The sequence below is a fragment of the Pseudomonas sp. PA-7-1E genome (assembly GCF_021605325.1).
GTDB classification, from domain to species: Bacteria; Pseudomonadota; Gammaproteobacteria; order Pseudomonadales; family Pseudomonadaceae; genus Aquipseudomonas; species Aquipseudomonas fluorescens_BV.
Genome location: NZ_WKFA01000008.1, coordinates 142,252 through 168,314 on the forward strand (window position 1 = coordinate 142,252; position 26,063 = coordinate 168,314).

General features: G+C 61.2%; 22 protein-coding genes. 15 read left to right on the forward strand and 7 right to left on the reverse strand.

Annotated features, from left to right (window positions below):
* Positions 1 to 13 precede the first annotated feature (13 nt).
* From GIW79_RS08010 to GIW79_RS08020, 3 genes are all read left to right on the forward strand, one after another.
* On the forward strand, positions 14 to 544 hold the full coding sequence (locus GIW79_RS08010; protein ID WP_034126148.1) for a hypothetical protein: 531 nt from the start codon (positions 14 to 16) through the stop codon (positions 542 to 544).
* 67 nt (positions 545 to 611) lie between these two features.
* Entirely contained in the window at positions 612 to 803 is a 192-nt protein-coding gene (locus GIW79_RS08015; protein ID WP_003192770.1) for a PLDc N-terminal domain-containing protein, read from the forward strand.
* Positions 804 to 1,212: 409 nt separating this feature from the next.
* Entirely contained in the window at positions 1,213 to 3,300 is a 2,088-nt protein-coding gene (locus GIW79_RS08020) for an LTA synthase family protein (protein WP_236455860.1), read from the forward strand.
* A 173-nt stretch (positions 3,301 to 3,473) separates the two neighbouring features.
* On the opposite strand, the gene GIW79_RS08025 is transcribed toward GIW79_RS08020, so the two are convergent.
* Positions 3,474 to 3,626, reverse strand: a complete 153-nt coding sequence (locus tag GIW79_RS08025) for a DUF3309 family protein (RefSeq protein WP_003192767.1) — start codon at positions 3,624 to 3,626, stop codon at positions 3,474 to 3,476.
* Between the two features lie 329 nt (positions 3,627 to 3,955).
* Here GIW79_RS08025 and GIW79_RS08030 point away from each other — a divergent pair, with 329 nt between their 5' ends.
* On the forward strand, positions 3,956 to 4,771 hold the full coding sequence (locus GIW79_RS08030) for an SDR family oxidoreductase (RefSeq protein ID WP_057977010.1): 816 nt from the start codon (positions 3,956 to 3,958) through the stop codon (positions 4,769 to 4,771).
* Positions 4,772 to 4,898: 127 nt separating this feature from the next.
* Positions 4,899 to 5,102 carry a carbon storage regulator CsrA gene (gene csrA / locus GIW79_RS08035; protein ID WP_096143236.1) on the forward strand — a complete coding sequence of 68 codons (204 nt, stop codon included), beginning with the start codon at positions 4,899 to 4,901 and terminating at the stop codon, positions 5,100 to 5,102.
* A 9-nt stretch (positions 5,103 to 5,111) separates the two neighbouring features.
* Here csrA and GIW79_RS08040 read toward each other — a convergent pair whose 3' ends face one another.
* The 5 genes from GIW79_RS08040 to mnmC all read right to left on the reverse strand — a co-directional run bounded on the left by GIW79_RS08040 (position 5,112) and on the right by mnmC (position 12,412).
* The gene (locus tag GIW79_RS08040) at positions 5,112 to 5,339 is read right to left on the reverse strand and encodes a YheU family protein (RefSeq protein ID WP_003192759.1); all 228 of its coding nucleotides are present in this window, start codon (positions 5,337 to 5,339) and stop codon (positions 5,112 to 5,114) included.
* Between the two features lie 72 nt (positions 5,340 to 5,411).
* A complete protein-coding gene (locus GIW79_RS08045) occupies positions 5,412 to 6,596 on the reverse strand; it encodes an osmoprotectant NAGGN system M42 family peptidase (protein ID WP_236455858.1) in 1,185 nt (394 codons plus the stop codon).
* A 157-nt stretch (positions 6,597 to 6,753) separates the two neighbouring features.
* Positions 6,754 to 8,499 (reverse strand): N-acetylglutaminylglutamine synthetase, encoded by a 1,746-nt coding sequence (gene ngg, locus GIW79_RS08050; RefSeq protein WP_236455856.1) that lies wholly within the window; start codon positions 8,497 to 8,499, stop codon positions 6,754 to 6,756.
* A 3-nt stretch (positions 8,500 to 8,502) separates the two neighbouring features.
* On the reverse strand, positions 8,503 to 10,275 hold the full coding sequence (locus tag GIW79_RS08055; protein ID WP_236455853.1) for an N-acetylglutaminylglutamine amidotransferase: 1,773 nt from the start codon (positions 10,273 to 10,275) through the stop codon (positions 8,503 to 8,505).
* Positions 10,276 to 10,411: 136 nt separating this feature from the next.
* Positions 10,412 to 12,412, reverse strand: a complete 2,001-nt coding sequence (mnmC, locus tag GIW79_RS08060) for a bifunctional tRNA (5-methylaminomethyl-2-thiouridine)(34)-methyltransferase MnmD/FAD-dependent 5-carboxymethylaminomethyl-2-thiouridine(34) oxidoreductase MnmC (RefSeq protein ID WP_054896317.1) — start codon at positions 12,410 to 12,412, stop codon at positions 10,412 to 10,414.
* Between the two features lie 154 nt (positions 12,413 to 12,566).
* On the opposite strand from mnmC, the gene pap reads away from it, so the two are divergent.
* The 3 genes from pap to GIW79_RS08075 all read left to right on the forward strand — a co-directional run bounded on the left by pap (position 12,567) and on the right by GIW79_RS08075 (position 16,610).
* Complete coding sequence (gene pap / locus GIW79_RS08065; RefSeq protein ID WP_236477363.1) at positions 12,567 to 14,081, forward strand: polyphosphate:AMP phosphotransferase; 1,515 nt, start codon at positions 12,567 to 12,569, stop codon at positions 14,079 to 14,081.
* 199 nt (positions 14,082 to 14,280) lie between these two features.
* Positions 14,281 to 15,465: a thiolase family protein gene (locus tag GIW79_RS08070; RefSeq protein ID WP_181125057.1), complete on the forward strand. Its 1,185-nt coding sequence runs from the start codon at positions 14,281 to 14,283 to the stop codon at positions 15,463 to 15,465.
* Between the two features lie 188 nt (positions 15,466 to 15,653).
* Positions 15,654 to 16,610: a DMT family transporter gene (locus GIW79_RS08075; RefSeq protein ID WP_089041980.1), complete on the forward strand. Its 957-nt coding sequence runs from the start codon at positions 15,654 to 15,656 to the stop codon at positions 16,608 to 16,610.
* On the opposite strand, the gene GIW79_RS08080 is transcribed toward GIW79_RS08075, so the two are convergent.
* Entirely contained in the window at positions 16,607 to 17,989 is a 1,383-nt protein-coding gene (locus tag GIW79_RS08080; RefSeq protein WP_197900896.1) for a class II fumarate hydratase, read from the reverse strand. The genes GIW79_RS08075 and GIW79_RS08080 overlap by 4 nt on opposite strands.
* 196 nt (positions 17,990 to 18,185) lie before the next feature.
* Here GIW79_RS08080 and GIW79_RS08085 point away from each other — a divergent pair, with 196 nt between their 5' ends.
* From GIW79_RS08085 to GIW79_RS08115, 7 genes are all read left to right on the forward strand, one after another.
* Positions 18,186 to 18,704, forward strand: a complete 519-nt coding sequence (locus GIW79_RS08085; protein WP_014719258.1) for a DUF2059 domain-containing protein — start codon at positions 18,186 to 18,188, stop codon at positions 18,702 to 18,704.
* 6 nt (positions 18,705 to 18,710) lie between these two features.
* A complete protein-coding gene (locus GIW79_RS08090; protein WP_054896313.1) occupies positions 18,711 to 19,004 on the forward strand; it encodes a BolA family protein in 294 nt (97 codons plus the stop codon).
* 101 nt (positions 19,005 to 19,105) lie between these two features.
* Complete coding sequence (trhO, locus tag GIW79_RS08095) at positions 19,106 to 20,047, forward strand: oxygen-dependent tRNA uridine(34) hydroxylase TrhO (RefSeq protein ID WP_057977027.1); 942 nt, start codon at positions 19,106 to 19,108, stop codon at positions 20,045 to 20,047.
* 36 nt (positions 20,048 to 20,083) lie between these two features.
* Positions 20,084 to 20,686: a DsbA family protein gene (locus GIW79_RS08100; RefSeq protein WP_169922010.1), complete on the forward strand. Its 603-nt coding sequence runs from the start codon at positions 20,084 to 20,086 to the stop codon at positions 20,684 to 20,686.
* On the forward strand, positions 20,679 to 22,481 hold the full coding sequence (locus GIW79_RS08105) for an ABC transporter ATP-binding protein (RefSeq protein WP_072447997.1): 1,803 nt from the start codon (positions 20,679 to 20,681) through the stop codon (positions 22,479 to 22,481). The genes GIW79_RS08100 and GIW79_RS08105 overlap by 8 nt, the downstream gene beginning before the upstream one ends.
* A gap of 71 nt (positions 22,482 to 22,552) precedes the next feature.
* Entirely contained in the window at positions 22,553 to 25,015 is a 2,463-nt protein-coding gene (locus GIW79_RS08110) for an EAL domain-containing protein (RefSeq protein WP_034126162.1), read from the forward strand.
* A 78-nt stretch (positions 25,016 to 25,093) separates the two neighbouring features.
* A complete protein-coding gene (locus GIW79_RS08115) occupies positions 25,094 to 25,867 on the forward strand; it encodes a TenA family transcriptional regulator (protein WP_153474739.1) in 774 nt (257 codons plus the stop codon).
* Positions 25,868 to 26,063 lie beyond the last annotated feature (196 nt).

Below are 26,063 nucleotides of genomic sequence, written 5' to 3' on the forward strand. Positions count from 1 at the left end.
ACAGGATCGCCCCATGAAAACCGCCCTCGTCGAACTCATCAGCAAAATCAGCGCCGGCGTCATGGGGGAGGATGAGGTAGCGCGTATTGCCGACGAAGCGGCCCAGGCCTACGCGGACCCGGCGGCGTTCCTGGCGGCCAATCCGGATATCAACTACGACGACAGTTTCCCGATCCCGCTGGGGGAGTGGGTGGTGGTCGGTAGCCTGCCGGACACGGTGTTGTTCCAGGCCGATACCTATGGCGACCTGTTTGCCCAGATCGTTGCGTCGTTCGGTCCGGGCGTGGCGTTCAACCTCAAGCCCAAGCAACTGGCCAAGACCGAAGACCTGACCGCGCTCAACCGCATCCAGATCCAAATGAGCGCCCTGAGCCCGGAAGATGGCGGTTATGTGCTGATGAACTTCAGCCAGTTGTTGGATGACGAGATCCAGGCAGTGCTGGTGTTCGGCAACGACCTGGCGCGAGTGCTGGAACTGTGTGCCGAAGTCGGCATCAAGGCCGCGCCCTCGCTTGAAGCCTTGAAGATTGCCGTACACGTCTGAAATAAAACGGAACCCGCGCCAAGGCTGACTATCCTACAAGTGCATGCCCTCACTTAGGAGCGACACCATGGGTTCCACGTTTAATAGTCTGATTGGCCTGATCATCCTCGCGCTGGATATCTGGGCGATCATCAACGTGTTCAAAAGCGGCGCCAGCACCGGCGCCAAAGTGCTGTGGATCCTGTTGATCCTGCTGTTGCCAGTGCTGGGCCTGATCATCTGGGCTATCGCCGGGCCGCGCGGTAACGTGCGGATCTGACGACCCACTCGATTTGGAGCGGGCACAGTCAATGTGGGAGCTGGCTTGCCTGCGATAGCGGTGGGTCAGCTTGCATTGTATTGGTTGACACACCGCTATCGCAGGCAAGCCAGCTCCCACAGTGGGGTCTACGGCGTTAATTAAATTTGTGTGTCGAAAGTATTCGCCGCACGAAATTTTCACATCCCATCCAAGACAATTCTCCGGCTTTATCCGGCTGCCAGGGCTCTATCTCCAGTGCCCTTAAAGGCAGGGCCGTGGCATGCGTTCAGTAATTAATAGCCTTGCCGGCCTTGATCGGGCACCATTTGTGCCACCGCGTTAACCGCCTACCCCAGCCAGCCTGGGCGAGGGACGGACGCCACTGCATTATTTCGCAACTTAAACTTCCAATGGGTCCTAAAACGACATGGCAAACCCGGACGCCCTGAATCAGCAGCGAGCTTCAAATCGCCTGCTGCAACCGACCGTCAAATCCCATCTGGCGTATACGCTGCTCTGCGCACTGGTCATGATGGTGATGTTTTCCCTGCTGCGCCTGGCGTTGCTGGTCTACAACCGCGAGATGATCCTCGATACGCCGGCCTCGACGTTCCTCGAAGCCTTCGCCAACGGGCTGCGCCTGGACATTCGCCTGGTGATGTACCTGCTGATCCCGCTGCTGTTGGCGCTGTTCAGCGTGCGGGCCATGGCAGCGCGCGGGTTCTTCCGTTTGTGGCTGACCCTCGCGTCCAGCATCGCCTTGTTCCTTGGCCTGATGGAGATGGACTTCTACCGCGAATTCCACCAGCGCCTCAACGGCCTGGTCTTCCAGTATGTGAAGGAAGACCCGAAAACCGTGATGAGCATGCTCTGGTACGGTTTCCCGGTGGTGCGCTACCTGCTGGCCTGGGCCGTGGGCACGCTGATCCTGAGCATGGCCTTCAAGGGCGCTGACCGCGCAACGCGCCCACGGGGCCCCTTCAGCGGCGGCACTATCAGCACGCGCCAGGTGGCGCCATGGTACAGCCGCATCGCAGTGTTCATGGTTTGCCTGCTGGTCGCTGTGGTCGCCATCCGTGGCACCCTGCGCCAGGGGCCACCGCTGCGTTGGGGTGACGTCTACACCACCGATTCGAACTTCGCCAACCAGTTGGGCCTCAATGGCACCTTGTCGCTGATCGCGGCGGCCAAGGCGCGCTTTGGTGAAGACCGCGCCAACATCTGGAAGGCGACCCTGGAACAACCGCTGGCCACCCAGACCGTGCGTGACATGCTGGTGCTGCCGCAAGAGAAGCTGGTAGACACCGACACCGCTGCCGTGCGCCGTGACTTCACGCCACCGGCCGAGAAAACCCTGCCGATCAAGAACGTCGTGGTGATCCTGATGGAAAGCTTCGCTGGTCATTCGGTGGGCGCATTGGGACGTCCGGGCAATATCACCCCGTACTTCGACAAGTTGACCCACGAGGGCTTGCTGTTCGACCGCTTCTTCTCCAACGGCACCCACACCCACCAGGGTATGTTCGCCACCATGGCCTGCTTCCCGAACCTGCCGGGTTTCGAATACCTGATGCAGACTCCGGAAGGCAGCCACAAGCTGTCGGGCCTGCCGCAGTTGCTCAGTGCGCGTGATTTCGACGATGTGTATGTCTACAACGGCGATTTCGCCTGGGACAATCAGTCGGGCTTCTTCAGCAACCAGGGCATGACCAACTTCATCGGCCGCAATGACTTCGTCGACCCGGTGTTCTCCGACCCGACATGGGGCGTGTCCGACCAGGACATGTTCAACCGTGGCTTGGAAGAACTGAAGGCGCGCGAAGGCGGCAAGCCGTTCTACGCACTGCTGCAAACCCTGTCCAACCACACGCCGTACGCATTGCCGACCCCGTTGCCGGTAGAGAAAGTCACCGACCGTGGCAGCCTCAACGAGCATTTGACGGCCATGCGCTACTCCGACTGGGCCTTGGGCCAGTTCTTTGAAAAGGCCCGCAAGGAGCCGTACTTCAAGGAAACCCTGTTCGTGATCGTCGGTGACCACGGCTTTGGCAATGAGCAGCAGATCACCGAGATGGACCTGGGTCGCTTCAACGTGCCGATGCTGATGATTGCACCGGGCATGCGCGAGAAGTTCGGTGAGCGTGACCACACCGTGGGCACCCAGATCGACATCGTGCCGACCATCATGGGCCGCCTGGGCGGCGATACCTTGCACCAGTGCTGGGGCCGCGACCTGCTGAACCTGCCGGAAGGTGACAAGGGTTTCGGCGTGATCAAGCCATCGGGCAGCGACCAGACCGTGGCCTTGCTCACCGGCGACCGCGTACTGGTATTGCCCAAGGAAATGCCACCCAAGTTGTGGGAATACACACTGGGCGCCGAGCCGACTGGCAAGGTGATTCCTGAGTCGCCGGACGAAGCTGTGCTCAAGCAGAAGCTCGAGTCGTTCCTGCAGACCGCGACCAAGAGCCTGCTGGATAACACCGCAGGTGTGGTAGATGGCAAACCGGACTAACTGACCGGCAATAAAAAAGAGGCCCTCTAGAGGGCCTCTTTTTTTTGCTTTCTTACTTGTAGGAGAGAGCTTGCTCGCGAAGAAGGTCAACGATAACGCGCGTCCTGAATAAACGCGGCGCCTGTACCTTTTTCGCGAGCAAGCTCGCTCCTACAAAAAGCGTAGCGCGGTGTTTATATCTTGCCGAGCAACAACAGCACCAGCAGAACAACCAGTACCACACCCAGGATACCCGACGGTCCATAACCCCAGTTACGCGAGTGCGGGAACACGGGCAGGCCACCGACCAGCAGCAGGATCAGGATAATAATCAGAATGAGGCTCATGGTTTTATTCCTTATAGGTTCTTTGCAAAAACCGGCTGTTTAACCGTTGGTTCGTCCATGTACAGTGGGACGCCTTACCCATTCCGACTCTGCTACTTCGTAGAAAATTCATTGTTTTTATAAAACATTTTGATGTGACGCTTATTTCTTTTAACGCGTGCGCAACTTGAACTAATCAGTTGAAAAAAATTGAACTTAGTCGATAGGCACGCTTGCGACCGGGCCCGCGGTTTGCCCGGGGCATTCATCACCCTGATGGTGCGTGGGTAGAGCAAAAACCTTCGCTACACTGCCGGTCACTTCTTTCGTGAACCACAAGGCTACCTCCTATGCAAAACCGCATGATGATCACTGGCGCCGGGTCTGGCCTGGGTCGCGAAATCGCGCTGCGCTGGGCCCGTGAAGGCTGGCAGTTGGCGTTGTCTGATGTCAGCGAGCCCGGTTTGCAGGAAACCCTCAAGCAGGTTCGCGAAGCAGGGGGGGATGGCTTTATCCAGCGCTGTGACGTGCGTGACTACAGCCAGCTCACGGCCTTCGCCCAGGCCTGTGAGGTGAAGCTCGGGGGCATCGATGTGATCGTCAATAACGCCGGCGTGGCCTCGGGCGGGTTCTTCGCTGAACTGTCCCTGGAGGACTGGGACTGGCAGATCGCAATCAACCTGATGGGCGTCGTCAAAGGCTGCAAGGCGTTCCTGCCGCTGCTGGAAAAGAGCAAGGGCCGCATCATCAACATCGCGTCAATGGCAGCGCTGATGCAGGGCCCCGCCATGAGCAACTACAACGTGGCCAAGGCGGGCGTGGTGGCGTTGTCCGAGAGCCTGTTGGTAGAGCTCAAGCAACAGGAAGTGGGCGTGCATGTGGTATGCCCGTCGTTTTTCCAGACCAACCTGCTCGACTCGTTCCGTGGGCCAACCCCAGCCATGAAGGCTCAAGTGGGCAAGTTGCTTGAGAGTTCGCCCATCTCGGCGGCGGATATTGCCGACTACATTTACCAGCGTGTGGCCGAAGGCGAATTCATGATCCTGCCCCACGAGCAAGGGCGCATGGCTTGGGCGTTGAAACAGAAAAATCCGCAGTTGCTGTATGACGAAATGACCCTGATGGCCGACAAGATGCGCGCCAAGGCGCAAGCTGTGAAGGGCTGATTTGGCTGGGGTCTGTCAGGCAAGTTACCTACCTGTGTAGGCAACGCCTGATTTGCCCGCAAGCCATTGCCGGTCCAGTGCCAAGGGGGCATGGTCGAGGTCCTGTTATTTGCAAAGGACAACCGCCATGCTGGTCTTAAGCCGTGCCATAGGCGAAGCCATCGCCATTGGCGATGACATCACCGTGCATATCCTTGAAGTGAACGGTACTCACGTGAAATTCGGCATCGAGGCACCGATGGGTGTCAACGTGTACCGCGCCGAGGTGTACCGCAAGATTCTCAAAGGCGAGGGCCAGGCTACCCATCCCGTGCCGGTACCCAACCTTTAGGCGCAGCTTTCAGTCGAACAGGTGCTTGGGCACATCGTGCTTGAGCATCAACTGGCATTGCTCGCTTTCGGGGTCGAAGACGATCAGCGCCTGGCCTTTGGTCAGCGCCTGGCGCACGCGCAGCACGCGGGTTTCCAGGGGCGTGTCGTCGCCATTGTCGGTGCCGTCGCGGGTGACGAAGTCTTCGATGAGGCGGGTCAGGGTGTCGACTTCAAGTGCATCGTAGGGAATCAGCATACAAGCCTCAGGTGTCAGGTCCCGGCGATGCTACTGTGCCGGGACCTTTGTTGCCAGTATCAACTCACCGCGTCAGGACTTCTGGCCGACCAGGCTGTCCACCGACGGCACGCGGGTGTCGCTCTCCATTTGCGTTTCATGCTCGATCTGATGACTGAACCGATCCAGTGAGCCCTGGGCCGGTTGCGCATCGCTGGCAAATACCGGCGGGCTGAGGATGTAAGCGCCCAGCAAGCGGCTCAGGGCGGCCAGGCTGTCTATATGGGTACGCTCGTAACCGTGGGTGGCGTCACAACCGAAGGCCAGCAGGGCGGTGCGTATATCATGGCCGGCGGTGACCGCCGAGTGCGCATCGCTGAAGTAATAGCGGAACAGATCGCGGCGTACCGGCAGGTCGTTCTCCGACGCCAGGCGCAGCAAGTGGCGGGACAGATGATAATCATAGGGCCCGCCGGAGTCCTGCATGGCCACGCTCACCGCGTGTTCGCTGGAGTGCTGGCCGGGGGCGACCGGGGCAATATCGATGCCGACAAACTCACTCACATCCCAGGGCAGGGCGGCCGCTGCACCACTGCCGGTTTCCTCGGTGATGGTGAACAGCGGGTGGCAGTCGATCAGCAAGGGTTCGCCACTGTCGACGATGGCCTTGAGCGCGGTGAGCAGGGCGGCGACGCCGGCCTTGTCGTCCAGGTGGCGAGCGCTGATATGCCCGCTCTCGGTGAACTCGGGCAGTGGGTCGAACGCCACGTAGTCACCGACGCTGATGCCCAGGGAGTCGCAGTCGGCACGCGTGGCGCAGTAGGCGTCCAGGCGCAGTTCCACATGGTCCCAGCTCACCGGCATTTCATCCACGGCAGTGTTGAACGCGTGCCCGGAGGCCATCAACGGCAATACGCTGCCGCGAATCACGCCGTTGTCGGTGAACAGGCTGACCCGGCTGCCTTCGGCAAAGCGGCTCGACCAGCAGCCCACCGGCGCCAGGGTCAGGCGCCCGTTGTCCTTGATCGCACGCACGGCGGCGCCGATGGTGTCCAGGTGGGCGGAGACGGCGCGGTCAGGGCTGTTTTTCTGGCCCTTGAGGGTGGCGCGAATGGTGCCGCGCCGGGTCATTTCAAACGGAATGCCGAGCTCTTCCAGGCGTTCGGCGACGTAACGCACGATGGTGTCGGTAAAACCGGTGGGACTGGGAATGGCGAGCATTTCCAGCAGCACTTTTTGCAGGTACGCGAGATCGGGTTCGGGAATGGTTCGGGTCATGGAAACTCCTGATGAGTTGAGGGCGATCGACGCGCTGCGATCGTGCGATCGTTCCCACGCTCTGCGTGGGAATGCCTCAGGGACGCTCTGCGTCCGCTGTGGTGACGCAGAGCGTCACAGGCTGCATTCCCACGCGGAGCGTGGTAACGATCGGTAGTCAGGTAGCCGGCTGACTGTGTGGAAACAACAAATCCACAAACTTCTCAGCCGTGGGTTGCGGTTCATGGTTGGCCAGGCCGGCCCGTTCGTTGGCTTCGATAAACACATACTCTGGCTGGTCGGCCGCAAGTACCATCAGGTCCAGGCCGACCATAGGGATATCCAGGGCACGGGCCGCACGCACGGCCGCGTCCACCAGCGTGGGGTGCAGGATCGCCGTGACATCTTCCAGGCAACCCCCGGTGTGCAGGTTGGCGGTGCGTCGCACGGCCAGTTGCACGCCACGGGGCAGGATGCTGTTGTAGTCGTAACCTGCGGCTTTGAGGGTGCGCTCGGTTTCTGCATCCAGCGGGATTTTGCTCTCGCCGTCGGTGGCCGCCTGGCGACGACGGCTTTGCGCCTGGATCAACGCGCGAATCGAATGTTGGCCGTCGCCGATCACTTCGGCAGGGCGACGAATCGCAGCCGCGACCACTTCAAAACCGATCACCAGAATCCGCAGGTCCAGGCCTTCGTGGAAGCTTTCCAGCAACACGCGGCTGTCGAACTGGCGCGCCGCTTCGATCGCCTGCTGCACCTCTTCGATGCTGCGCAGATCCACGGCGACGCCATGGCCTTGCTCGCCATCCAGCGGCTTGACCACGATGCGCTGGTGTTCGTCGAGAAACTCCAGGTTGTCGTCGGCGCTGCCCGCCAACTGTTGCACCGGCACTTGCAGGCCCGCCGCCTTGAGCACCTTGTGGGTGAGGCTCTTGTCCTGGCACAGGGTCATGCTGATGGCGCTGGTCAGGTCGCTCAGGGACTCACGGCAACGCACGCGACGCCCGCCGTGGCTAAGGGTGAACAGGCCCGCATCGGCATCGTCCACTTGCACATCAATACCGCGTCGGTGGGCTTCTTCGACAATGATGCGCGCGTAAGGGTTGAACTCCGCCTGGGGCCCCGGGCCCAGAAACAGTGGTTGATTGATACCGTTCTTGCGCTTGATTGCAAAGGTGGTCAACGCCCGAAAGCCGAGCTTGGCGTAAAGGCTCTTGGCCTGGCGGTTATCGTGCAGCACCGACAAGTCCAGGTAGCTCAAGCCTCGGCTCATGAAGTGCTCCACCAAGTGGCGCACCAACACTTCACCGACGCCAGGGCGCGTGCATTGCGGGTCGACGGCCAGGCACCAGAGGCTGCAACCATTCTCCGGGTCGTGGAAGGCCTTGTGATGGTTGAGGCCCATCACGCTGCCAATCACCGCGCCGCTGTCTTCATCTTCGGCCAGCCAGTACACCGGGCCGCCTTGATGGCGTGGGGTGAGGCGTTCCGGGTCGACAGGCAGCATCCCGCGGCCCTGGTACAGGTGGTTGACCGCTTGCCAGTCGGCCTCGCTCTGCACCCGGCGAATACGAAAGCCGCGAAATACCCGGGTGGCCGGGCGGTAGTCGGTGAACCACAGGCGCAGGGTGTCGGACGGGTCGAGGAACAGTTGCTGCGGGTCAATGCCCAGGATTTGCTGGGGCGCTGCCACGTACAGCGCGATATCGCGCTCGCCAGGCTGCTCGTTGAGCAGTTCCTGGGCCAGGCTTGCCGGGTCGGGAAAGGTGTGGCCGATCAACAACCGGCCCCAGCCGCAATGCACGGCAATCGGGTCGGCGGCCAGTGCGCTGCCATCTTCGGCCAGGCGCGCTTGCAGGCGCTCGTAGGTCGGCGCCTGGCCTTTGAGTAAGCGTTGGCTGTAAGCCGCGGCATTCGGTTTCATGGATCAGATTCCTTGTTCGCTCAGCCACAGGTTCAGCGCCGCCAACTGCCACAGCTTGGAGCCGCGCAGTGGGGTCAGTTGGCCTTGCGGGTCGGTGAGCAAGCGGTCGAGCATGGCCGGGTTGAACAGCCCGCGGTCCTGGCTCGGGTCCAGCAGCAGCTCGCGCACCCAATTCAAGGTATCGCCCTGCAGGTGCTTGAGGCCGGGCACGGGGAAGTAGCCTTTCTTGCGGTCGATGACTTCGCTGGGGATCACGCGGCGCGCCGCTTCCTTGAGCACCTGTTTGCCGCCGTCGGGTAGCTTGAACTGGGCCGGCACACGAGCCGACAGTTCTACCAGGCGGTAGTCGAGAAACGGCGTGCGCGCTTCCAGGCCCCAGGCCATGGTCATGTTGTCGACGCGTTTGACCGGGTCGTCCACCAGCATCACCGTGCTGTCCAGGCGCAGGGCCTTGTCCACCGCTGCGTCGGCGCCCGGCATTGCAAAGTGCTCGCGCACGAAATCGCCAGCAGCGTCGTTGGCGGTCAGCCATTGGGGCGCGACGGTCGCCGCGTAGTCGTCGTAGCTGCGGTCGAAAAACGCCTCGCGGTAGGCCGCGTACGGGTCGCTGGCACCGTCCACTTGCGGGTACCAGTGGTAACCGGCGAACAGTTCATCGGCGCCCTGGCCGCTCTGCACCACTTTGCAATGCTTGGCCACTTCCCGCGACAGCAGGTAGAAGGCGATGCAGTCATGGCTGACCATCGGCTCGCTCATGGCGCGGAAGGCGGCCGGCAGTTGCTCGATGATCTCGCTTTCGGCGATGCGCAGTTGGTGGTGATGGGTGCCGTAGTGTTTGGCGATCAGGTCTGAGTACTGGAACTCGTCGCCACGTTCGCCGCCGGCGTCCTCAAAGCCGATGGAAAAGGTCGACAAATCCTCCACGCCCACTTCACGCAGCAGGCCGACGAGCATGCTCGAGTCGACGCCGCCGGACAGCAGCACCCCCACATCCACCGCCGCACGTTGGCGAATGGCCATGGCTTCGCGGGTGCTGTCGAGCACGCGGTCGGTCCAGTCTTCCAGGGTCAGGTGTTTTTCGTCCTCATGGGGCCCGTAGGGCAGGGTCCACCAGGTTTTCTGTTCGGTCTTGCCGCTGGCGTCGATGCGCATCCAGCTGGCGGGCGGCAGCTTTTCGATGCCGGCCAACAGCGTGCGCGGCGCAGGGACCACGGCGTGGAAATTCAGGTAGTGGTTGAGGGCGACCGGATCGAGGATCGGGTTGATATCCCCACCCTTGAGCAACGCGGGCAACGCTGAGGCAAAGCGCAGGCGTTGGCCGGTGCGCGACAGGTACAAGGGCTTCACACCGAGACGGTCACGAGCGATGAACAGACGCTGGGCATCACGCTCCCAGATGGCGAAAGCGAACATGCCGTTGAGCTTGGGCAGCAGCGCTTCGCCCCAGGCGTGGTAGCCCTTGAGCAGCACTTCGGTGTCGCCGCCGGAATAGAAGGCGTAACCCAGGGCTTCCAGCTCTTGGCGCAGCTCCGGGAAATTATAGATAGCGCCATTGAACGCCAGGGACAGCCCCAGATGGGCGTCGACCATCGGTTGGGCAGAGCCGTCCGACAGGTCCATGATCTTCAGGCGGCGGTGGCCCAGGGCAATCGGCCCTTGGGCATGAAAGCCCCAGGCGTCGGGGCCTCGGGGGGCGAGGTGGTGCGTGATGCGTTCTACGGCTGCCAGGTCGGCAGGTTGATGATCAAAGCGTAACTCGCCAGCTAGTCCACACATAAATTCCTTACCGGTTTTTCCGTTGGGGAGGGGTCAATACTCAATACGCCCAAAAGGGCGCGTACCCAGAAACTGACCCAGTGCTATGCGTGGAGTTTTAGACCGATAAGTTATAAGGCAGATAGCCGCCTTGCCTTTAATCCGGCTTTTTTTGTGCAGCGCCCTGGCCTCGCACCAGCGTGCGCAGGGCAAATCGATTGGGGTGGCAAGCCTCGGCTACGCTGGTGGGCACTGGCAGGGGCTCATCACTCAGCCATGCAGCCAGCAGTTCGCCGCACAACGGCGCAGTGATCAGGCCACGCGAGCCATGGCCGCTATTGAGAAACAGCCCCGGCAGCCACGGGCAGGGCGTTTGCGGCACTTGCCGGGCGTCTTTGCCCAGTACCGCATAAGCCTGCTGAAACGCCGCATGGTCGGCCAGTGGCCCAACGATGGGCAGGTAGTCGGGGCTGGTACAACGAAACGCGGCACGGCCTTCCAGTTGTTCGGCCGCCAGGCGGTCGGCACCCAGGCGCTGCAGCAGGTCGGTAGACATCTCGCGCAGCATCTGCAGGTTGCCGCTGTGTTCGGCGGGCGTGGGCGTGAGGTCTTGATTGTTGAAGTCAAAACTGGCGCCCAGGGTGTGTTCGCCAAGCCGGGCCGGCGCTACGTAGCCCTCGGCACAGACCACCGTGGCCAGCGCTTTACTCGCGCAGGTTTGCGCCAGCCGAGTGATCTGCCCGCGGATGCGCTTGAGCGGTATGTCTGCACTGAAGGGGAAACGCTTGATCTCCGCAGCCCCGGCGAGCACCACGACACCGGCGCTGGCCAGCACGCGGTCACCGGCGCGGGCTTGCCATTGGTCGTCGAGCCGGTGCAGTTCCAGTGCCTCGTGGTGGGTGAGCACTTCAATCAGTGGATGTTTGGCCTGCCACTGGCACAGCGCGGGCGGATGCACCCAACCGCCCTCTGGAAAAAACAACCCGCCGTGGGCCAGTTCGATTCCCGCCTTTTGCTGCGCCTGCTCGCGGTCCAGCAGATGCAACAGGTCCGGAGCAAAGGCGTTTGCCAATTGAGCCTGACGCTGGATTTCCTTGGCGTCAAACGCCAGTTGCAACACGCCACAGCCGTCCCAATCGACACCTCGGTGCAAGTGTTCCAGCAGGCGTCGGGTGTGGCCAAAACCGCTGACTATCAGCTGGGACAAGGCCGTGCCATGGGCCGAAAGCTTGAGGTACAACACACCCTGTGGGTTGCCCGACGCTTCCTGTGCCAAGCCGGCGTGGCGCTCCAGAAGGCTGACACGCCAACCCCTGGCGGCCAGGCTGGCGGCGGTCGCGCAACCGGCCAGGCCACCGCCGATGACCAGGGCATGACGTTCTCCCTCGATGGCGGGTGGCCGGGCGAACCAGGGTTTACGTGGGGCCGGCGCGGGTAAGTCGGCGGGCCAACCGACAAACTCCCCACGCAGGATCTCCCACTTATGGCCGATGCCTGGCGTGCGTTTCATCTTGAACCCGGCGGCATTGATCAACCGCCTTACCCAGCCGGTGCTGGTGAAGGTGCTGATGGTCGAGCCCGGTGCCGCCAGGCGCGCCAGTTGGGCGAACAGCTCGGCGGTCCACATGTCGGGGTTTTTCGCCGGGGCGAACCCGTCGAGAAACCATGCATCGACCTGGGCGTCCAGTTGCGGCAATTGTTCCAGCGCATCGCCGATCAACAGGGTCAGGGTCACGCGGCCGTTGTCCAGTACCAGGCGCTGGAAACCCTGGTGGATGGCAATGTATTGCGCCAGCAGTTGCTCGGCCAAGGGTTGCAGTTCGGGCCAGAGGGCGAGGGCGCGTTGCAGGTCGGCATGGCTGAGGGGGTACTTTTCCACGCTGACGAAGTGCAGCCGCGCACCGGCGACTGCGTGCTGTTCGAACAACTGCCAGGCGCAGAGGAAGTTCAAGCCGGTGCCGAAGCCAGTTTCACCAATCACCAGGCGCCCACCTGCGGGCAAGGCGGCGAAGCGTTCCTGCAAGCGGTTCTGCTCCAGGAACACGTAGCGGGTTTCTTCCAGGCCCGACTGGTCGGAGAAATACACGTCGTCGAATACCCGCGAATGCGGGCGGCCTTGGTCATCCCAGTCGAGCTGGGCGTGGGTGATGGGGTTCATGGCGGCTCATAAAATGAAAGCGGGCAAAGGCAAGGCGGCCATTCTAGCCGATCAACCGGCGTTGAATTGATCCATGGCAAGGCTGGGTTGTATTTCCTTGCGCGTGTCGGGGCCCAATCCGCTAGTCTTGAGCCATCTTGAAACGGAGCTGCCCATGTTCGAATCCGCCGAAATCGGTCACGCCATCGACAAAGACACCTACGACGCCGAAGTGCCGGCCTTGCGTGAAGCCTTGCTGGAAGTTCAGTACGAGCTGCAACAGCAGAAACGCTTCCCGGTGATCATCCTCATCAACGGCATCGAGGGCGCGGGCAAGGGTGAAACCGTCAAGCTGCTCAATGAATGGATGGACCCGCGCCTGATCGAAGTGCGCACCTTCGACCAGCAGACCGACGAAGAACTGGCGCGTCCACCGGCCTGGCGCTACTGGCGGCAACTGCCGGCCAAGGGCCGCATGGGCATTTTCTTCGGCAACTGGTACAGCCAGATGCTGCAAGGCCGCGTGCATGGGCAGATCAAGGATGCGCGCCTGGACCAGGCCATCGCCGGCGCCGAACGTCTGGAAAAGATGCTCTGCGATGAAGGTGCGCTGATCTTCAAGTTCTGGTTCCACCTGTCCAAAAAACAGATGAAGGCGCGCCTCAAGGCCCTGGCCGACGACCCGCTGCACAGCTGGCGCATCAGCCCATTGGACTGGCAGCAGTCCAAGACCTACGACAAGTTCGTGCATTTCGGTGAGCGTGTGCTGCGCCGCACCAGCCGCGATTACGCGCCGTGGCATGTGATCGAAGGCGTCGACCCCCATTACCGTGGGCTGACCGTGGGCAAGATCCTGCTCGATGGGCTGCAAAGTGCCCTGAAGCAGGCCAAGGTCAAGGCCAGCGGCATGAACCCGGCGCCGTTGCTTGCCTCGGTGGACCAAAAGAGCCTGCTCGACAGCCTCGACATGACCCTGCGCCTGGACAAGGACGACTATGAAGAGCAACTGATTACCGAACAGGCGCGCTTCTCTGGCCTGATGCGCGACAAACGTATGCGCAAGCACGCGCTGGTAAGCGTGTTCGAGGGCAACGACGCGGCGGGCAAGGGTGGGGCGATCCGTCGAGTGGCGGCAGCACTGGACCCGCGCCAGTACCACATCGTGCCGATTGCCGCGCCCAGCGAAGACGAACGGGCCCAGTCTTATCTATGGCGGTTCTGGCAGAAAATCCCGGCGCGCGGCATGTTCACCGTGTTTGACCGCTCCTGGTACGGCCGCGTGCTGGTGGAACGCATCGAAGGCTTCTGTACCCCTGCGGACTGGATGCGCGCCTATCGCGAGATCAATGACTTCGAAGAGCAACTGCGCGATGCGGGGGTGATCGTGGTCAAGTTCTGGCTGGCCATCGACAAGGAGACGCAACTGGAGCGCTTCCAGGCCCGTGAAGAAATCCCCTTCAAACGTTTCAAGATCACCGAAGACGACTGGCGCAATCGCGACAAGTGGGACGACTACCGCGCGGCAGTGGGCGATATGGTTGACCGCACCAGCACCGAGGTGGCGCCCTGGACTCTGGTCGAGGCCAACGACAAGCGCTGGGCGCGGGTCAAGGTGCTGCGCACCATCAACCGTGCGCTGGAAGAAGCGTTTGATAAAAGCGACAAGCACGACAAGAAGAAAAAGAAATAGCCTGTAGGAGCGAGCTTGCTCGCGAAAAACGTCAACGATAACGCGTGCTTCCTGAGTGAACGCGGCGCCTATTAGTTTTTCGCGAGCAAGCTCGCTCCTACAGAGGCTCCATGCTTTTGCATCCACGCAGTGAATGATCATCGCAGTCGGCCAGGCCTGGATCTATCCTCGATTCACATCCACAAGATCGAGGTAGCCCATGCGTGAAGTAGTGATCGTCGACAGCGTGCGAACCGGCCTGGCCAAATCCTTTCGCGGCAAGTTCAACCAGACCCGTCCCGATGACATGGCGGCCCATTGTGTCAATGCGCTGCTGGCCCGCAACGGTATAGACCCGGCGACGGTGGAAGACTGCATCGTCGGTGCCGGCTCCAACGAAGGCGCCCAGGGCTATAACATCGGGCGTAACGTGGCGGTGCTCTCGCAACTGGGCACCGGTACGGCCGGCATGACCCTCAACCGTTTCTGTTCGTCGGGCTTGCAGGCGATTGCCATTGCCGCCAACCAGATCGCTTCGGGCTGCAGCGACATCATTGTTGCCGGTGGCGTGGAGTCCATCAGCCTGACCATGAAGAGCGTCAACACCGATAACCTGATCAACCCGCTGCTTAAGGAACAGGTGCCGGGCATTTACTTCCCCATGGGCCAGACCGCCGAAATCGTTGCGCGCCGCTATCACGTCAGCCGCGAAGATCAGGACCTTTACGCGCTGCAAAGCCAGCAGCGCACCGCCCAGGCCCAGGCTGATGGCTTGTTCAACGATGAAATCGTGCCGATGGCGGTCAAGTACAAGGTCGAGGACAAGAACACTGGCGCGGTGCAGATCCTGGAAGGCGTGGTAGACCGGGACGACTGCAACCGCCCGGACACCACCCTGGCCAGCCTCAGCGGCTTGAAGCCGGTGTTTGCCGAGGATGGCTCGGTGACGGCAGGTAACTCCTCGCAGCTCTCCGACGGTGCGTCGATGACCCTGGTGATGAGCCTGGAAAAAGCTCTGGAACTGGGGCTCAAGCCCAAGGCGTTCTTCCGTGGCTTTACCGTGGCCGGCTGCGAGCCGGACGAGATGGGCATCGGCCCGGTGTTCTCGGTGCCCAAGTTGCTCAAGGCCAAGGGTTTGCAGGTGGCGGATATCGACTTGTGGGAACTCAATGAGGCCTTTGCTTCCCAGTGCCTTTACGCACGCAATCGCCTGGAGATCGATAATGCCAAATACAATGTCAACGGCGGCTCAATTTCCATCGGCCACCCGTTCGGCATGACCGGCTCGCGGCAGGTGGGGCACCTGGTGCGCGAACTGCAACGGCGCAACCTGCGTTACGGGGTTGTCACCATGTGCGTGGGGGGTGGGATGGGCGCCACCGGACTCTTCGAAGCCGTACGCTGAGTCAGGTTGGAATACGGCCAATGTGGGAGCTGGCTTGCCTGCGATTGCGGTGGGTCAGCGACAGATTGGACACAGATAAATCGCCATCGCAGGCAAGCCAGCCCCCACCTTCAAGACTGTGACGTATCCGAACTCAGTGACTTGCCCCTAGAATGCCTGCTCCACTTCCTCTGGCATCTGGGGCACTCATGCACATCTCTTCCGGCCGCTGGGTCTACGGTTTCTTCCTGACCCTGCTGACCGCGTTTCTGTGGGGCATTCTCCCGATCAAGCTCAAGCAAGTGTTGCAGGTGATGGACCCGATCACCGTGACCTGGTTTCGCCTCATGGTAGCGGGCACGTGCCTGTTCGTTTACCTGGCCGCCACCAAACGCCTGCCCAGCCGCAAAGTGCTTGGCCCCAAGGGTGGGTGGCTGGTGGGCATGGCGGTGTGTGGCCTGGTGGGCAACTACGTGCTGTACCTGGTTGGCCTGAAAATGCTTAGCCCCGGCACGGCGCAGTTGGTGGTGCAGATGGGCCCGATCTTTCTGATGGTTGCCAGTGTGTTTGTGTTCAAGGAGCGCTTCAGTCTGGGGCAGGGGGTGGGGCTGATGGTGCTGATCGCAGGCTTTGGCTTGTTTTTCAACCAACGCCTGGTGGAGTTGCTGACGTCCATGGGCACTTACACCGCCGGTGTGCTGACGATCCTGCTCGCCACCACCATCTGGGTGTTCTATGCACTGGGGCAGAAGCAGTTGCTGACGGTATGGAATTCATTGCAGGTGATGATGGTGATCTACCTGTCGTGCGCGGTGTTGCTCACGCCCTGGGCGCACCCGCTGGAGGCGTTGCAGTTGAGCCCGTTGCAAGGCTGGCTGCTGCTGGCGTGCTGCATGAATACGCTGGTGGCCTACGGCGCATTTGCCGAAGCCCTGGCGCATTGGGAAGCCTCGCGGGTCAGTGCGACCCTGGCGTTGACGCCGTTGGTAACCTTTGTGGCGGTGGCAGTAGCGGCCTGGCTGTGGCCCGACTATGTGCAAGCCGAAGAGATCAATGCCTTGGGGTATGTGGGGGCTTTGGTGGTGGTGACTGGCTCGGCGATGGTGGCGCTGGCGCCTTCGCTGCTCGCCGGGCTCAGGGCCCGGCGGCTGCGGATGTCAGTTTAGGCGCCGAGCATGTTTTGCGGGCGCACCCACTGGTCAAACTCGGCATCGGTGAGATAGCCCAGCTCCAGTGCAGCCTCACGCAGTGTCAGCCCTTCGGCGTAAGCCTTCTTGGCGATTTCGGCTGACTTGTCGTAGCCGATATGCGGGTTGAGGGCGGTGACCAGCATCAGCCCGCGTTCCAGGTGCTGGGCCATTTGCTCGGCGTCGGGTTCGAGGCCGGCAATGCAATGCTCCTGGAAGTTGTTGCAGCCATCGGCCAGCAGGCGGATCGACTCCAGCAGGTTGTGGATGATCACCGGTTTGTACACGTTCAACTGCAAGTGCCCTTGGCTGGCGGCCATGCCGATGGTCACGTCGTTGCCCAGCACCTGGCAGGCCAGCATCGACAGCGCTTCGCATTGTGTGGGGTTGACCTTGCCGGGCATGATCGAACTGCCCGGTTCGTTGGCCGGCAACTTGACTTCGGCCAGCCCGGCGCGAGGGCCGGAACCCAGCAGGCGCAGGTCGTTGGCGATTTTCATCAGCGCCACGGCCAGGGTTTTCAGCGCGCCGTGCAAGGTCACCAGCGGCTCATGGCCGGAGAGGGCGGCGAATTTGTTCGGCGCGGTCACAAAGGGTAGACCCGACAACGCGGCCAGCTCGGAAGCAATCGCCTCGCCAAAGCCATGGGGGGCATTGAGGCCGGTGCCGACGGCGGTGCCGCCCTGGGCCAGCTCGCACACCGCGGGCAGGGCGCTGCGGATCGCACGCTCGGCGTAATCGAGCTGGGCGATAAACGCCGAAAGTTCCTGGCCGAAGGTGATCGGCGTGGCATCCATCATGTGGGTACGGCCGGTCTTGACCAGCTTCATATGCCGCGCGGCCAATTCTGCCAGTCCACCGGACAAGGTGGCGATTGCCGGCAACAGTTGCTTGTTCACCGCTTGCACCGCAGCAATGCTCATGGCGGTAGGGAAGCAGTCGTTGGAACTCTGGGAACGGTTGACGTGATCGTTGGGGTGCACCGGGCTCTTGCCGCCGCGGTTGTTGCCGGCCAGTTCGTTGGCGCGGCCAGCGATCACTTCGTTGGCGTTCATGTTGCTCTGGGTGCCACTGCCGGTCTGCCAGACCACCAGCGGGAACTGGTCATCATGCTGGCCGTCCAGTATCTCGTCGGCAGCCTGTTCGATCAGGCGGGCAATATCGGCGGGCAGGTCGCCGTTGCGGTCGTTGACCCGCGCCGCAGCCTTCTTGATCAGGGCCAGGGCATGCAATACCGCCAGCGGCATGCGCTGCTCGCCAATCGCGAAATTGACCAGCGAACGTTGGGTTTGCGCGCCCCAATAGGCGTCATCAGGGACCTGTACTTCCCCCAGGCTGTCGGTTTCGATACGGCTCATCGGTCACCCTCCTTATGCAGTCGTGATTGGTCAGTTTAGGCCCTGGCGGCCAGCGTGGGTTCCCTAAAAGCGCATTTGTGCCATCGCGCCCCGTGAAACCGGGGCTTGCCAAGGAGTGGGGTTGAGCCGCGAGGTTTTTTAGGCGCAGAATGGTCGCCCTTGGGGTCTTACCTCGCCTGCTAGAAAAGGAAACTCGATGACTCGTCTTCGTGCCATCTGTACCGCGGTTGCTCTGGTTTGTGCCAGCGGCCAGGTTCTTGCCGATACCGCCAGCCACAACGCCAGTGCCGAAGCCTTCCTTACCCTGGCCCATGCTGACAAGCTGGGGACCCCGGTGTACATGCAAGTGCAGCAAATGTTCGCCCAGCGTTTCGAACAGACCAAGGCGCCTGCCGCCAAGCAGTCGGTACTGGACAGCTACCAGGCCAAGGCCAACGCCGCTCTGGACCAGGCCATCGGCTGGCCGAAGCTCAAGCCTGACATGGTCAAGCTCTACACCACCAACTTCAGCGAATCCGAGCTCAAGGACCTGGTAGCGTTCTATCAGTCGCCACTTGGCAAGAAAGTCCTGGAAAAAATGCCCCAGCTGACCCAGCAATCGGCCCAGATGACCCAGGCCAAGCTGGAAAGCGCCGTACCGGTGGTGAACAAGCTGTTGGAAGACATGACCAACGAGCTGGCGCCAAAAGCCGCCGCACCGGCCAAGAAGAAGTAAGCAGGAATGACCATGCAACAGCGTATCGAAACGGCCCTTGCCGCCCTGGCCCCGCAACATTTGAGCGTGCTGGATGAAAGCCACATGCACAGCCGTGGGTTGCAGACCCACTTCAAGGCCGTGCTGGTCAGCCAGCAGTTCGAGGGGCTCAACCGCGTCAAGCGCCATCAGAAGGTCTACGCCACTCTGGGTGATCTGATGAGCGAGTTCCATGCGCTGGCGCTGCATACCTATACGCCCGACGAGTGGGCGACAATCGACGCAGCCCCGGCCTCGCCGACCTGCGCCGGCGGACATTGATGGGGTAACCCTGATAGAATCCGCAACGCGCCGCTTAGCCGGCGCGTTTTTTTTGCATCCGGTTCACCCCTTACGAGGGTAGCCACCTGGAGAGAACACCCATGACTCAACCGATTGTCGTGGCGGCACTGTATAAGTTCGTCACCCTCGAAGATTACGTCGCCCTGCGCGAGCCCCTGTTGCAGGCTATGATCGATAACGGCATCAAAGGCACCTTGCTGATCGCCGAAGAAGGCATCAACGGCACCGTTTCCGGCAGCCGCGAAGGCATTGACGGCCTGATGGCCTGGCTGAAAAAAGACCCGCGCATGGTCGACATCGACCACAAGGAATCCTACTGCGACGACCAGCCGTTCTATCGCACCAAGGTCAAGCTCAAGAAAGAGATCGTGACCCTGGGCGTTGAAGGCGTCGACCCGAACAAAAAAGTCGGTACCTATGTCGACCCGCAGGATTGGAATGCGTTGATCAGCGACCCGGAAGTGCTGTTGATCGACACCCGTAACGACTACGAAGTGTCCATCGGCACCTTTGAAGGCGCGATCGACCCGAAAACTACCAGTTTTCGCGAATTTCCCGACTACATCAAAGCCAACTTCGACCCGGCCAAGCACAAGAAGGTCGCCATGTTCTGCACTGGCGGCATTCGCTGTGAGAAGGCCTCGAGCTACATGCTCAGCGAAGGCTTCGATGAGGTCTACCACCTCAAGGGCGGTATCCTGAAGTACCTCGAAGAGGTGCCCCAGGAAGAAACCAAATGGCAGGGCGACTGCTTTGTGTTCGACAATCGCGTGACCGTGCGCCACGACTTGAGCGAAGGCGACTACGATCAATGTCATGCCTGCCGCACACCCGTGAGCGTAGAAGACCGCGCCTCCGAGCATTACGTGGCGGGCATCAGTTGCCCCCATTGCTGGGATAAGCTGCCGGAGAAGACCCGTCGCAGTGCAATCGACCGTCAGAAGCAGATCGAACTGGCCAAGGCCCGCAACATGCCGCACCCGATTGGTTACAACTACAAGCAAACCCCTTCCGAGGCCTGAGCCATGTCTGCGCGCCTGCTCTATGTAATGGACCCGATGTGTTCCTGGTGCTGGGGCTTTGCCCCGGTGGCACAAGCGCTGGTGGAGCAGGCCCAGGCGGCCGGCGTGGACGTGCACCTGGTGGTGGGCGGCTTGCGCACCGGCAGCGGCGCGGCGCTGGAGCCGACTACCCGGCGCTACATCCTTGAACACTGGCAGGCCGTCACCGACGCCACCGGCCAGCCTTTCAAGCGTGACGGCGCGCTGCCCGACGGTTTTGTCTACGACACGGAGCCGGCGTGCCGCGCTATCGTCACCGCACGCAGCCTGGCGCCGGATTGCGCCTGGAAGCTGCTGGGGCTGATCCAGCATGCGTTCTATGTCGAAGGACGGGACGTGACCCTCGCCCATGTGTTGGTTGAGCTGGCCGAGCAGGCCGGCATTCCACGTATCGAGTTTGCCGGCGAGTTCGACCGTGCCGAGCAGCACGTGGCCACGGCGGCCGATTTCACCTGGGTACAGGACCTGGGCATTGCCGGGTTCCCGACCCTGCTGGCCGAGCGCAACGGCCAGTTGGCCTTGCTGACCAATGGTTACCAGCCGCTGTCCGAGCTGTCGCCGTTACTGGGTCGATGGCTGGAGCGAGCTGCCTGTGTATGAACAGCCTCCACGCACCGACCGCCTGACCTGGGCAGAAATCCGCCGCCTGGCCCTGCGTCACAAGAAATCCCTGTGGGTTGCCAACGGCGTCGCCGTGCTCGCCACCCTGTGCAGCGTGCCTATCCCGCTGTTGTTGCCGTTGCTGGTGGACGAAGTGCTGCTGGGCCATGGCGATGCCGCCCTCAAGGTGATGAACCACGCGCTGCCCCTGGGTTGGCAAAAAGCCGCTGGCTATATCGGCCTGATGCTCTTGGTCACCCTGGCCCTGCGCTGCGGCGCGCTGGTGTTCAACGTGGTGCAGGCGCGGCTGTTTGCGCGCTTGGCCAAGGACATCGTGTACCGCATCCGCGTGCGCCTGATCGAGCGTCTCAAGCGTATCTCTCTGGGTGAGTACGAAAGCCTGGGCAGCGGTACGGTCACCACTCATCTGGTGACCGACCTGGACACGCTGGACAAATTCGTGGGTGAAACCCTCAGTCGCTTCCTGGTGGCGATGCTGACCCTGGTCGGCACCTCGGCGATCCTGGTGTGGATGCATTGGCAACTGGCGTTGTTGATCCTGTTGTTCAATCCGTTGGTGATCTACGCCACGGTGCAATTGGGCAAGCGCGTCAAGCACCTCAAGAAGCTGGAAAACGACAGTACTTCACGCTTTACCCAGGCGCTGACTGAAACCCTCGATGCCATCCAGGAAGTACGTGCCGGCAACCGCCAAGGCTTTTTCCTCGGGCGGCTGGGCCAGCGTGCTCAGGAAGTGCGTGACTACGCCATTCATTCCCAGTGGAAAACCGACGCGTCGAGCCGCGCCAGTGGCTTGCTGTTCCAGTTCGGTATCGACATCTTCCGCGCCGCGGCCATGCTCACCGTGCTGTTTTCCGACCTGTCCATCGGCCAGATGCTCGCGGTGTTCAGTTACCTGTGGTTCATGATTGGCCCGGTGGAACAACTGCTGAACCTGCAATACGCCTATTACGCGGCGGGTGGCGCGCTGTCGCGCATCAACGAGCTGCTGGCGCGTGCCGATGAGCCGCAATATCCAGGCGGCGCAGATCCGTTCAGCGGGCGCGAGACGGTCGGCATCGAAGTGCGTGGCCTCGACTTCGGCTACGGCGAAGACCTGGTACTCAACCAGTTGAACCTGGCCATCGCACCGGGTGAAAAGGTGGCAATTGTCGGCGCCAGCGGCGGCGGTAAAAGCACCCTGGTGCAACTGTTGCTGGGGCTCTACACACCGCAGTCCGGCAGCATTCGTTTTGGTGCTGCCACCCAGCAGGAGATCGGCCTGGAGACCATCCGCGAAAACGTCGCGGTGGTGCTGCAACACCCGGCGCTGTTCAACGATACCGTGCGCGCCAACCTGACCATGGGCCGCACCCGCACCGATCAAGCCTGCTGGCAGGCGCTGGAAATCGCCCAACTGGATGCTACTGTCAAGGCATTGCCCTTGGGCCTGGACAGCGTGGTCGGGCGTTCGGGCGTGCGCTTTTCCGGTGGCCAGCGGCAACGCCTGGCGATTGCCCGCATGGTGCTCGCCGAGCCTAAAGTGGTGATTCTGGACGAGGCCACGTCTGCATTGGATGCGGCGACCGAATACAACCTGCACCAGGCACTGGCGCGGTTTCTCAGCGGGCGTACTACACTGATCATCGCCCACCGGCTGTCTGCGGTGAAGCAGGCTGACCGAGTGTTGGTGTTCGATGGCGGGCACATCGCCGAGGATGGCGACCATCAGCAGTTGATTGCCGATGGTGGGTTGTACGCCAAACTGTACGGACACTTGCAACAAGTACGTTGATTTAGCTTAGGCTGTGCTATCGGGAGCGGATTTTCGCGTGCGTATTAAGCTGTGCATGTGTAAGGGACTTCATGAAGCAAAAGCGGACTCTCGGAACGCCACGCCTGTTGGGTATTGTCTGGCCCTTCATCGCCGTCGTGTTGTTCCAGGCATTGTTAGGCTGCGTCAGTCTCTACGTGCTTTCGGCAGTGCGGGGCTATGTGGCGGGCGAAAGCCTGTGGTCCAAGGGCCAGAAGGATGCCATCTACTACCTGACCCTCTACGCCGATAACCGCAACGACGCCACCTACCTCAAATACCAGCAGGCCATTGCCGTGCCCCAGGGTGGGCATGAATTGCGCATTGCCCTGGACCGTCCCAATCCAGACATGGAGGCCGCGCGCCTGGGTATCCTCAAGGGCGGCAACCATCCGGACGACGTTTCCAGCCTGATCTGGCTGTACCTCAACTTCCGCCATTTCAGCTACCTGGAAAAAGCCATTGAGCTGTGGACGGTGGGCGACGGCTATCTGCTGCAGTTGGATGAGCTGGCCCAGGAGATGCACGGCGCCATTACCTCCGGCTACGTCAGCAGTGACGATGTCCATAGCTGGAAGGCGCGCATCACGGCCATCAATGAAGGGGTGACGCCCGCCGCCAAGGCGTTCAGCGATGCCCTGGGCGAAGGTTCGCGGATGATCCTGCGCCTGTTGTTGATCACCAACCTGGCGACGGCCTTGGGCCTGATCGTGTTGGCGCTGCTGCGCACCCACAAGCTGCTGGCCCAGCGTCATGCCTTTGCCGATGCGCTGCAAGCGGAGAAGGAGCGGGCGCAGATTACATTGGAGTCGATTGGCGACGGGGTGATTACCACCGATGTCGACGGGGCCATTGCCTATATGAACCCTGCCGCTGAAGCCTTGACCCACTGGCGCTCGGAGCAGGCCCAGGGCCTGCCGCTGGCGGCGTTGTTCAAGCTTTTGAATGAAAACGCCGAGCCCGACGGATTCACCCTGATTGAGCACATCGTCAAGGGCCAGTTCAGCGGCGGCAGCGAGCATTCCAAGCTGATCCAGCGCCTGGACGGCAGCACGGTCTCGGTCACCCTGGTGGGCGCGCCGATCCGCAGCGCCGGCAAGATCAGCGGTGCGGTCCTGGTGCTGCACGACATGACCCAGGAACGCCAGTACATCGCCAATCTTTCCTGGCAGGCCACCCATGACGCCTTGACCGGCCTGGCCAACCGTCGCGAGTTCGAGTTCCGCCTTGAACAGGTGCTGCAACAGGTCGCGCGCCAGCAAAGTGGGCGACATGCCTTGATGTTCCTCGACCTCGACCAGTTCAAGCTGGTCAATGACACCTGTGGCCACGCGGCAGGCGATGAATTGTTGCGTCACATCTGCGCGCTATTGCAATCAGACTTGCGCGAAGGCGACACCCTGGCTCGGTTGGGCGGCGACGAGTTTGGCATCCTGCTGGAAAACTGCCCGGCGCCGGTGGCGGAAAAAATCGCCGAGAGCCTGCGCCATACCGTGCAAAGCTTGCACTTCGTGTGGAAGGGGCGGCCCTTCATGACCACTGTCAGCATCGGCCTGGTGCATATCTCGCAAACCCCGACCACCCTGGAAACCTCCCTGCGCGCCGCCGACATGGCGTGCTACATGGCCAAGGAAAAGGGGCGCAACCGGGTGCAGGTCTACCACGTCGACGACTCGGAATTGTCCCTGCGGTTTGGCGAGATGGCCTGGGTACAGCGGCTGCATATCGCCCTTGAGGAAGATCGCTTTTGCCTCTACGCCCAGGAGATCGCGCCGTTGGGCCCTACCGACGCTGGCAATGGGCACATCGAAATTCTCCTGCGCCTGCATGACGAAGCGGGGCGGATCATTTTACCCAACAGTTTTATTCCGGCTGCCGAGCGCTACGGTTTGATGACGTCCCTGGACCGTTGGGTAGTGGAAAACGTATTCAAGATTATCGCCCGCTGCATGCATGAACGTCCGGGCCGACCCATGGCCATGTGTGCGATTAATCTGTCAGGCATCACCATTGGCGATGATGACTTTTTGGGTTTTTTACGTCAGAAATTCGATAGTTACAGCATTCCACCGGAAATGATTTGTTTTGAAATAACTGAAACGAGCGCTATAGCCAATTTGGGCAGTGCGATTCGATTTATTAATGAACTCAAAGCGTTAGGGTGCCATTTTTCCCTGGATGACTTTTGCGCCGGAATGTCCTCATTCGCATATTTGAAACATTTACCTGTAGACTTCCTGAAGATCGATGGAAGTTTCGTAAAGGATATGCTGGACGACCCGATTAACCGCGCCATGGTCGAGGTGATCAACCACATCGGCCACGTCATGGGTAAGCGCACGATTGCCGAGTTTGTTGAAACACCCCAGATCGAACAGGCTTTACTTGAGATAGGTGTGGATTACGCTCAGGGCTACCTGATTGAACGCCCGCAATTGTTTACCTTTGATAGCCTGCAGTGCCGACCTGAGCGGCCGCAGCCTCTGTTATTCAAGGCGCCCGGCACTTTCCGCTGAAACATTTGCTGGTCTGTACAATCACACTTGAAAAGGAGCCCCACAGTGATCGACACATTCAACAGAACCGGCCCGCTTATGGAAGCCTCGAGTTACCCCGCCTGGGCGCAGCAACTGATCCAGGACTGTAGCGAGAGCAAGCGTCGGGTTGTCGAGCACGAACTGTACCAGCGCATGCGCGACAACGCCCTCAGCGCCAAGACCATGCGCCACTACCTGATTGGTGGTTGGCCGGTGGTGGAACAGTTTGCCTTGTACATGGCGCAGAACCTGACCAAGACCAAGTTTGCCCGCCATCCTGGGGAGGATATGGCGCGCCGTTGGCTGATGCGCAACATTCGCGTGGAGCTCAACCATGCCGACTATTGGGTCAATTGGGCGCGGGCTCACGGCGTCAGCCTTGAAGAACTTCAAGCGCAGGAGGTGCCGCCCGAGTTGCACGCCCTGAGTCATTGGTGCTGGCACACCAGCTCGGCGGATGCTTTGATCGTCGCGATTGCCGCCACCAACTACGCGATCGAGGGGGCGACGGGCGAGTGGTCCGCCGTGGTCTGCTCTACCGGTGTGTATGCTGCCGCCTTCCCTGAGGAAGATCGCAAGCGGGCGATGAAGTGGCTGAAGATGCACGCCCAATACGACGATGCCCACCCTTGGGAAGCCCTGGAAATCATCTGCACACTGGCCGGGACCAACCCGAGCAAGGCCTTGCAGGAAGAGTTGCGCCAGGCGGTGTGCAAGAGCTACGACTACATGCACTTGTTCCTGGAAAGCTGCATGCGTCTAGAGAATGCGGAAAAAGACAAGGCGCCAGCCGTTCGCGAGCGCCCTGTGCGCATCGCCAGCGAGGCTTGATGTAACGGTTCGGATGGTATTTGTGGCGAGGGAGCTTGCTCCCGTTGGACTGCGTAGCAGGCCCCTTCTTTTTTAATAAAAAAAGTGGGCGCTTCGCGCCCCCGCGGGAGCAAGCTCCCTGGCCCCAACCTGCCTTATCCCCCCATCGCCCAGCGGTTGCGACCTTCGCGCCTGGCCACGCACAAACCATTGTCGG

What these genes read in the sequence shown, in the direction of transcription:
- GIW79_RS08010 (WP_034126148.1), top strand. Translation starts at nt 14, where the DNA reads ATGAAAACCGCCCTCGTCGAACTCATCAGCAAAATCAGCGCCGGCGTC.
- GIW79_RS08015 (WP_003192770.1), top strand. Translation starts at nt 612, where the DNA reads ATGGGTTCCACGTTTAATAGTCTGATTGGCCTGATCATCCTCGCGCTG.
- GIW79_RS08020 (WP_236455860.1), top strand. Translation starts at nt 1,213, where the DNA reads ATGGCAAACCCGGACGCCCTGAATCAGCAGCGAGCTTCAAATCGCCTG.
- GIW79_RS08025 (WP_003192767.1), bottom strand. Translation starts at nt 3,626, where the DNA reads ATGAGCCTCATTCTGATTATTATCCTGATCCTGCTGCTGGTCGGTGGC.
- GIW79_RS08030 (WP_057977010.1), top strand. Translation starts at nt 3,956, where the DNA reads ATGCAAAACCGCATGATGATCACTGGCGCCGGGTCTGGCCTGGGTCGC.
- csrA (WP_096143236.1), top strand. Translation starts at nt 4,899, where the DNA reads ATGCTGGTCTTAAGCCGTGCCATAGGCGAAGCCATCGCCATTGGCGAT.
- GIW79_RS08040 (WP_003192759.1), bottom strand. Translation starts at nt 5,339, where the DNA reads ATGCTGATTCCCTACGATGCACTTGAAGTCGACACCCTGACCCGCCTC.
- GIW79_RS08045 (WP_236455858.1), bottom strand. Translation starts at nt 6,596, where the DNA reads ATGACCCGAACCATTCCCGAACCCGATCTCGCGTACCTGCAAAAAGTG.
- ngg (WP_236455856.1), bottom strand. Translation starts at nt 8,499, where the DNA reads ATGAAACCGAATGCCGCGGCTTACAGCCAACGCTTACTCAAAGGCCAG.
- GIW79_RS08055 (WP_236455853.1), bottom strand. Translation starts at nt 10,275, where the DNA reads ATGTGTGGACTAGCTGGCGAGTTACGCTTTGATCATCAACCTGCCGAC.
- mnmC (WP_054896317.1), bottom strand. Translation starts at nt 12,412, where the DNA reads ATGAACCCCATCACCCACGCCCAGCTCGACTGGGATGACCAAGGCCGC.
- pap (WP_236477363.1), top strand. Translation starts at nt 12,567, where the DNA reads ATGTTCGAATCCGCCGAAATCGGTCACGCCATCGACAAAGACACCTAC.
- GIW79_RS08070 (WP_181125057.1), top strand. Translation starts at nt 14,281, where the DNA reads ATGCGTGAAGTAGTGATCGTCGACAGCGTGCGAACCGGCCTGGCCAAA.
- GIW79_RS08075 (WP_089041980.1), top strand. Translation starts at nt 15,654, where the DNA reads ATGCACATCTCTTCCGGCCGCTGGGTCTACGGTTTCTTCCTGACCCTG.
- GIW79_RS08080 (WP_197900896.1), bottom strand. Translation starts at nt 17,989, where the DNA reads ATGAGCCGTATCGAAACCGACAGCCTGGGGGAAGTACAGGTCCCTGAT.
- GIW79_RS08085 (WP_014719258.1), top strand. Translation starts at nt 18,186, where the DNA reads ATGACTCGTCTTCGTGCCATCTGTACCGCGGTTGCTCTGGTTTGTGCC.
- GIW79_RS08090 (WP_054896313.1), top strand. Translation starts at nt 18,711, where the DNA reads ATGACCATGCAACAGCGTATCGAAACGGCCCTTGCCGCCCTGGCCCCG.
- trhO (WP_057977027.1), top strand. Translation starts at nt 19,106, where the DNA reads ATGACTCAACCGATTGTCGTGGCGGCACTGTATAAGTTCGTCACCCTC.
- GIW79_RS08100 (WP_169922010.1), top strand. Translation starts at nt 20,084, where the DNA reads ATGTGTTCCTGGTGCTGGGGCTTTGCCCCGGTGGCACAAGCGCTGGTG.
- GIW79_RS08110 (WP_034126162.1), top strand. Translation starts at nt 22,553, where the DNA reads ATGAAGCAAAAGCGGACTCTCGGAACGCCACGCCTGTTGGGTATTGTC.
- GIW79_RS08115 (WP_153474739.1), top strand. Translation starts at nt 25,094, where the DNA reads ATGGAAGCCTCGAGTTACCCCGCCTGGGCGCAGCAACTGATCCAGGAC.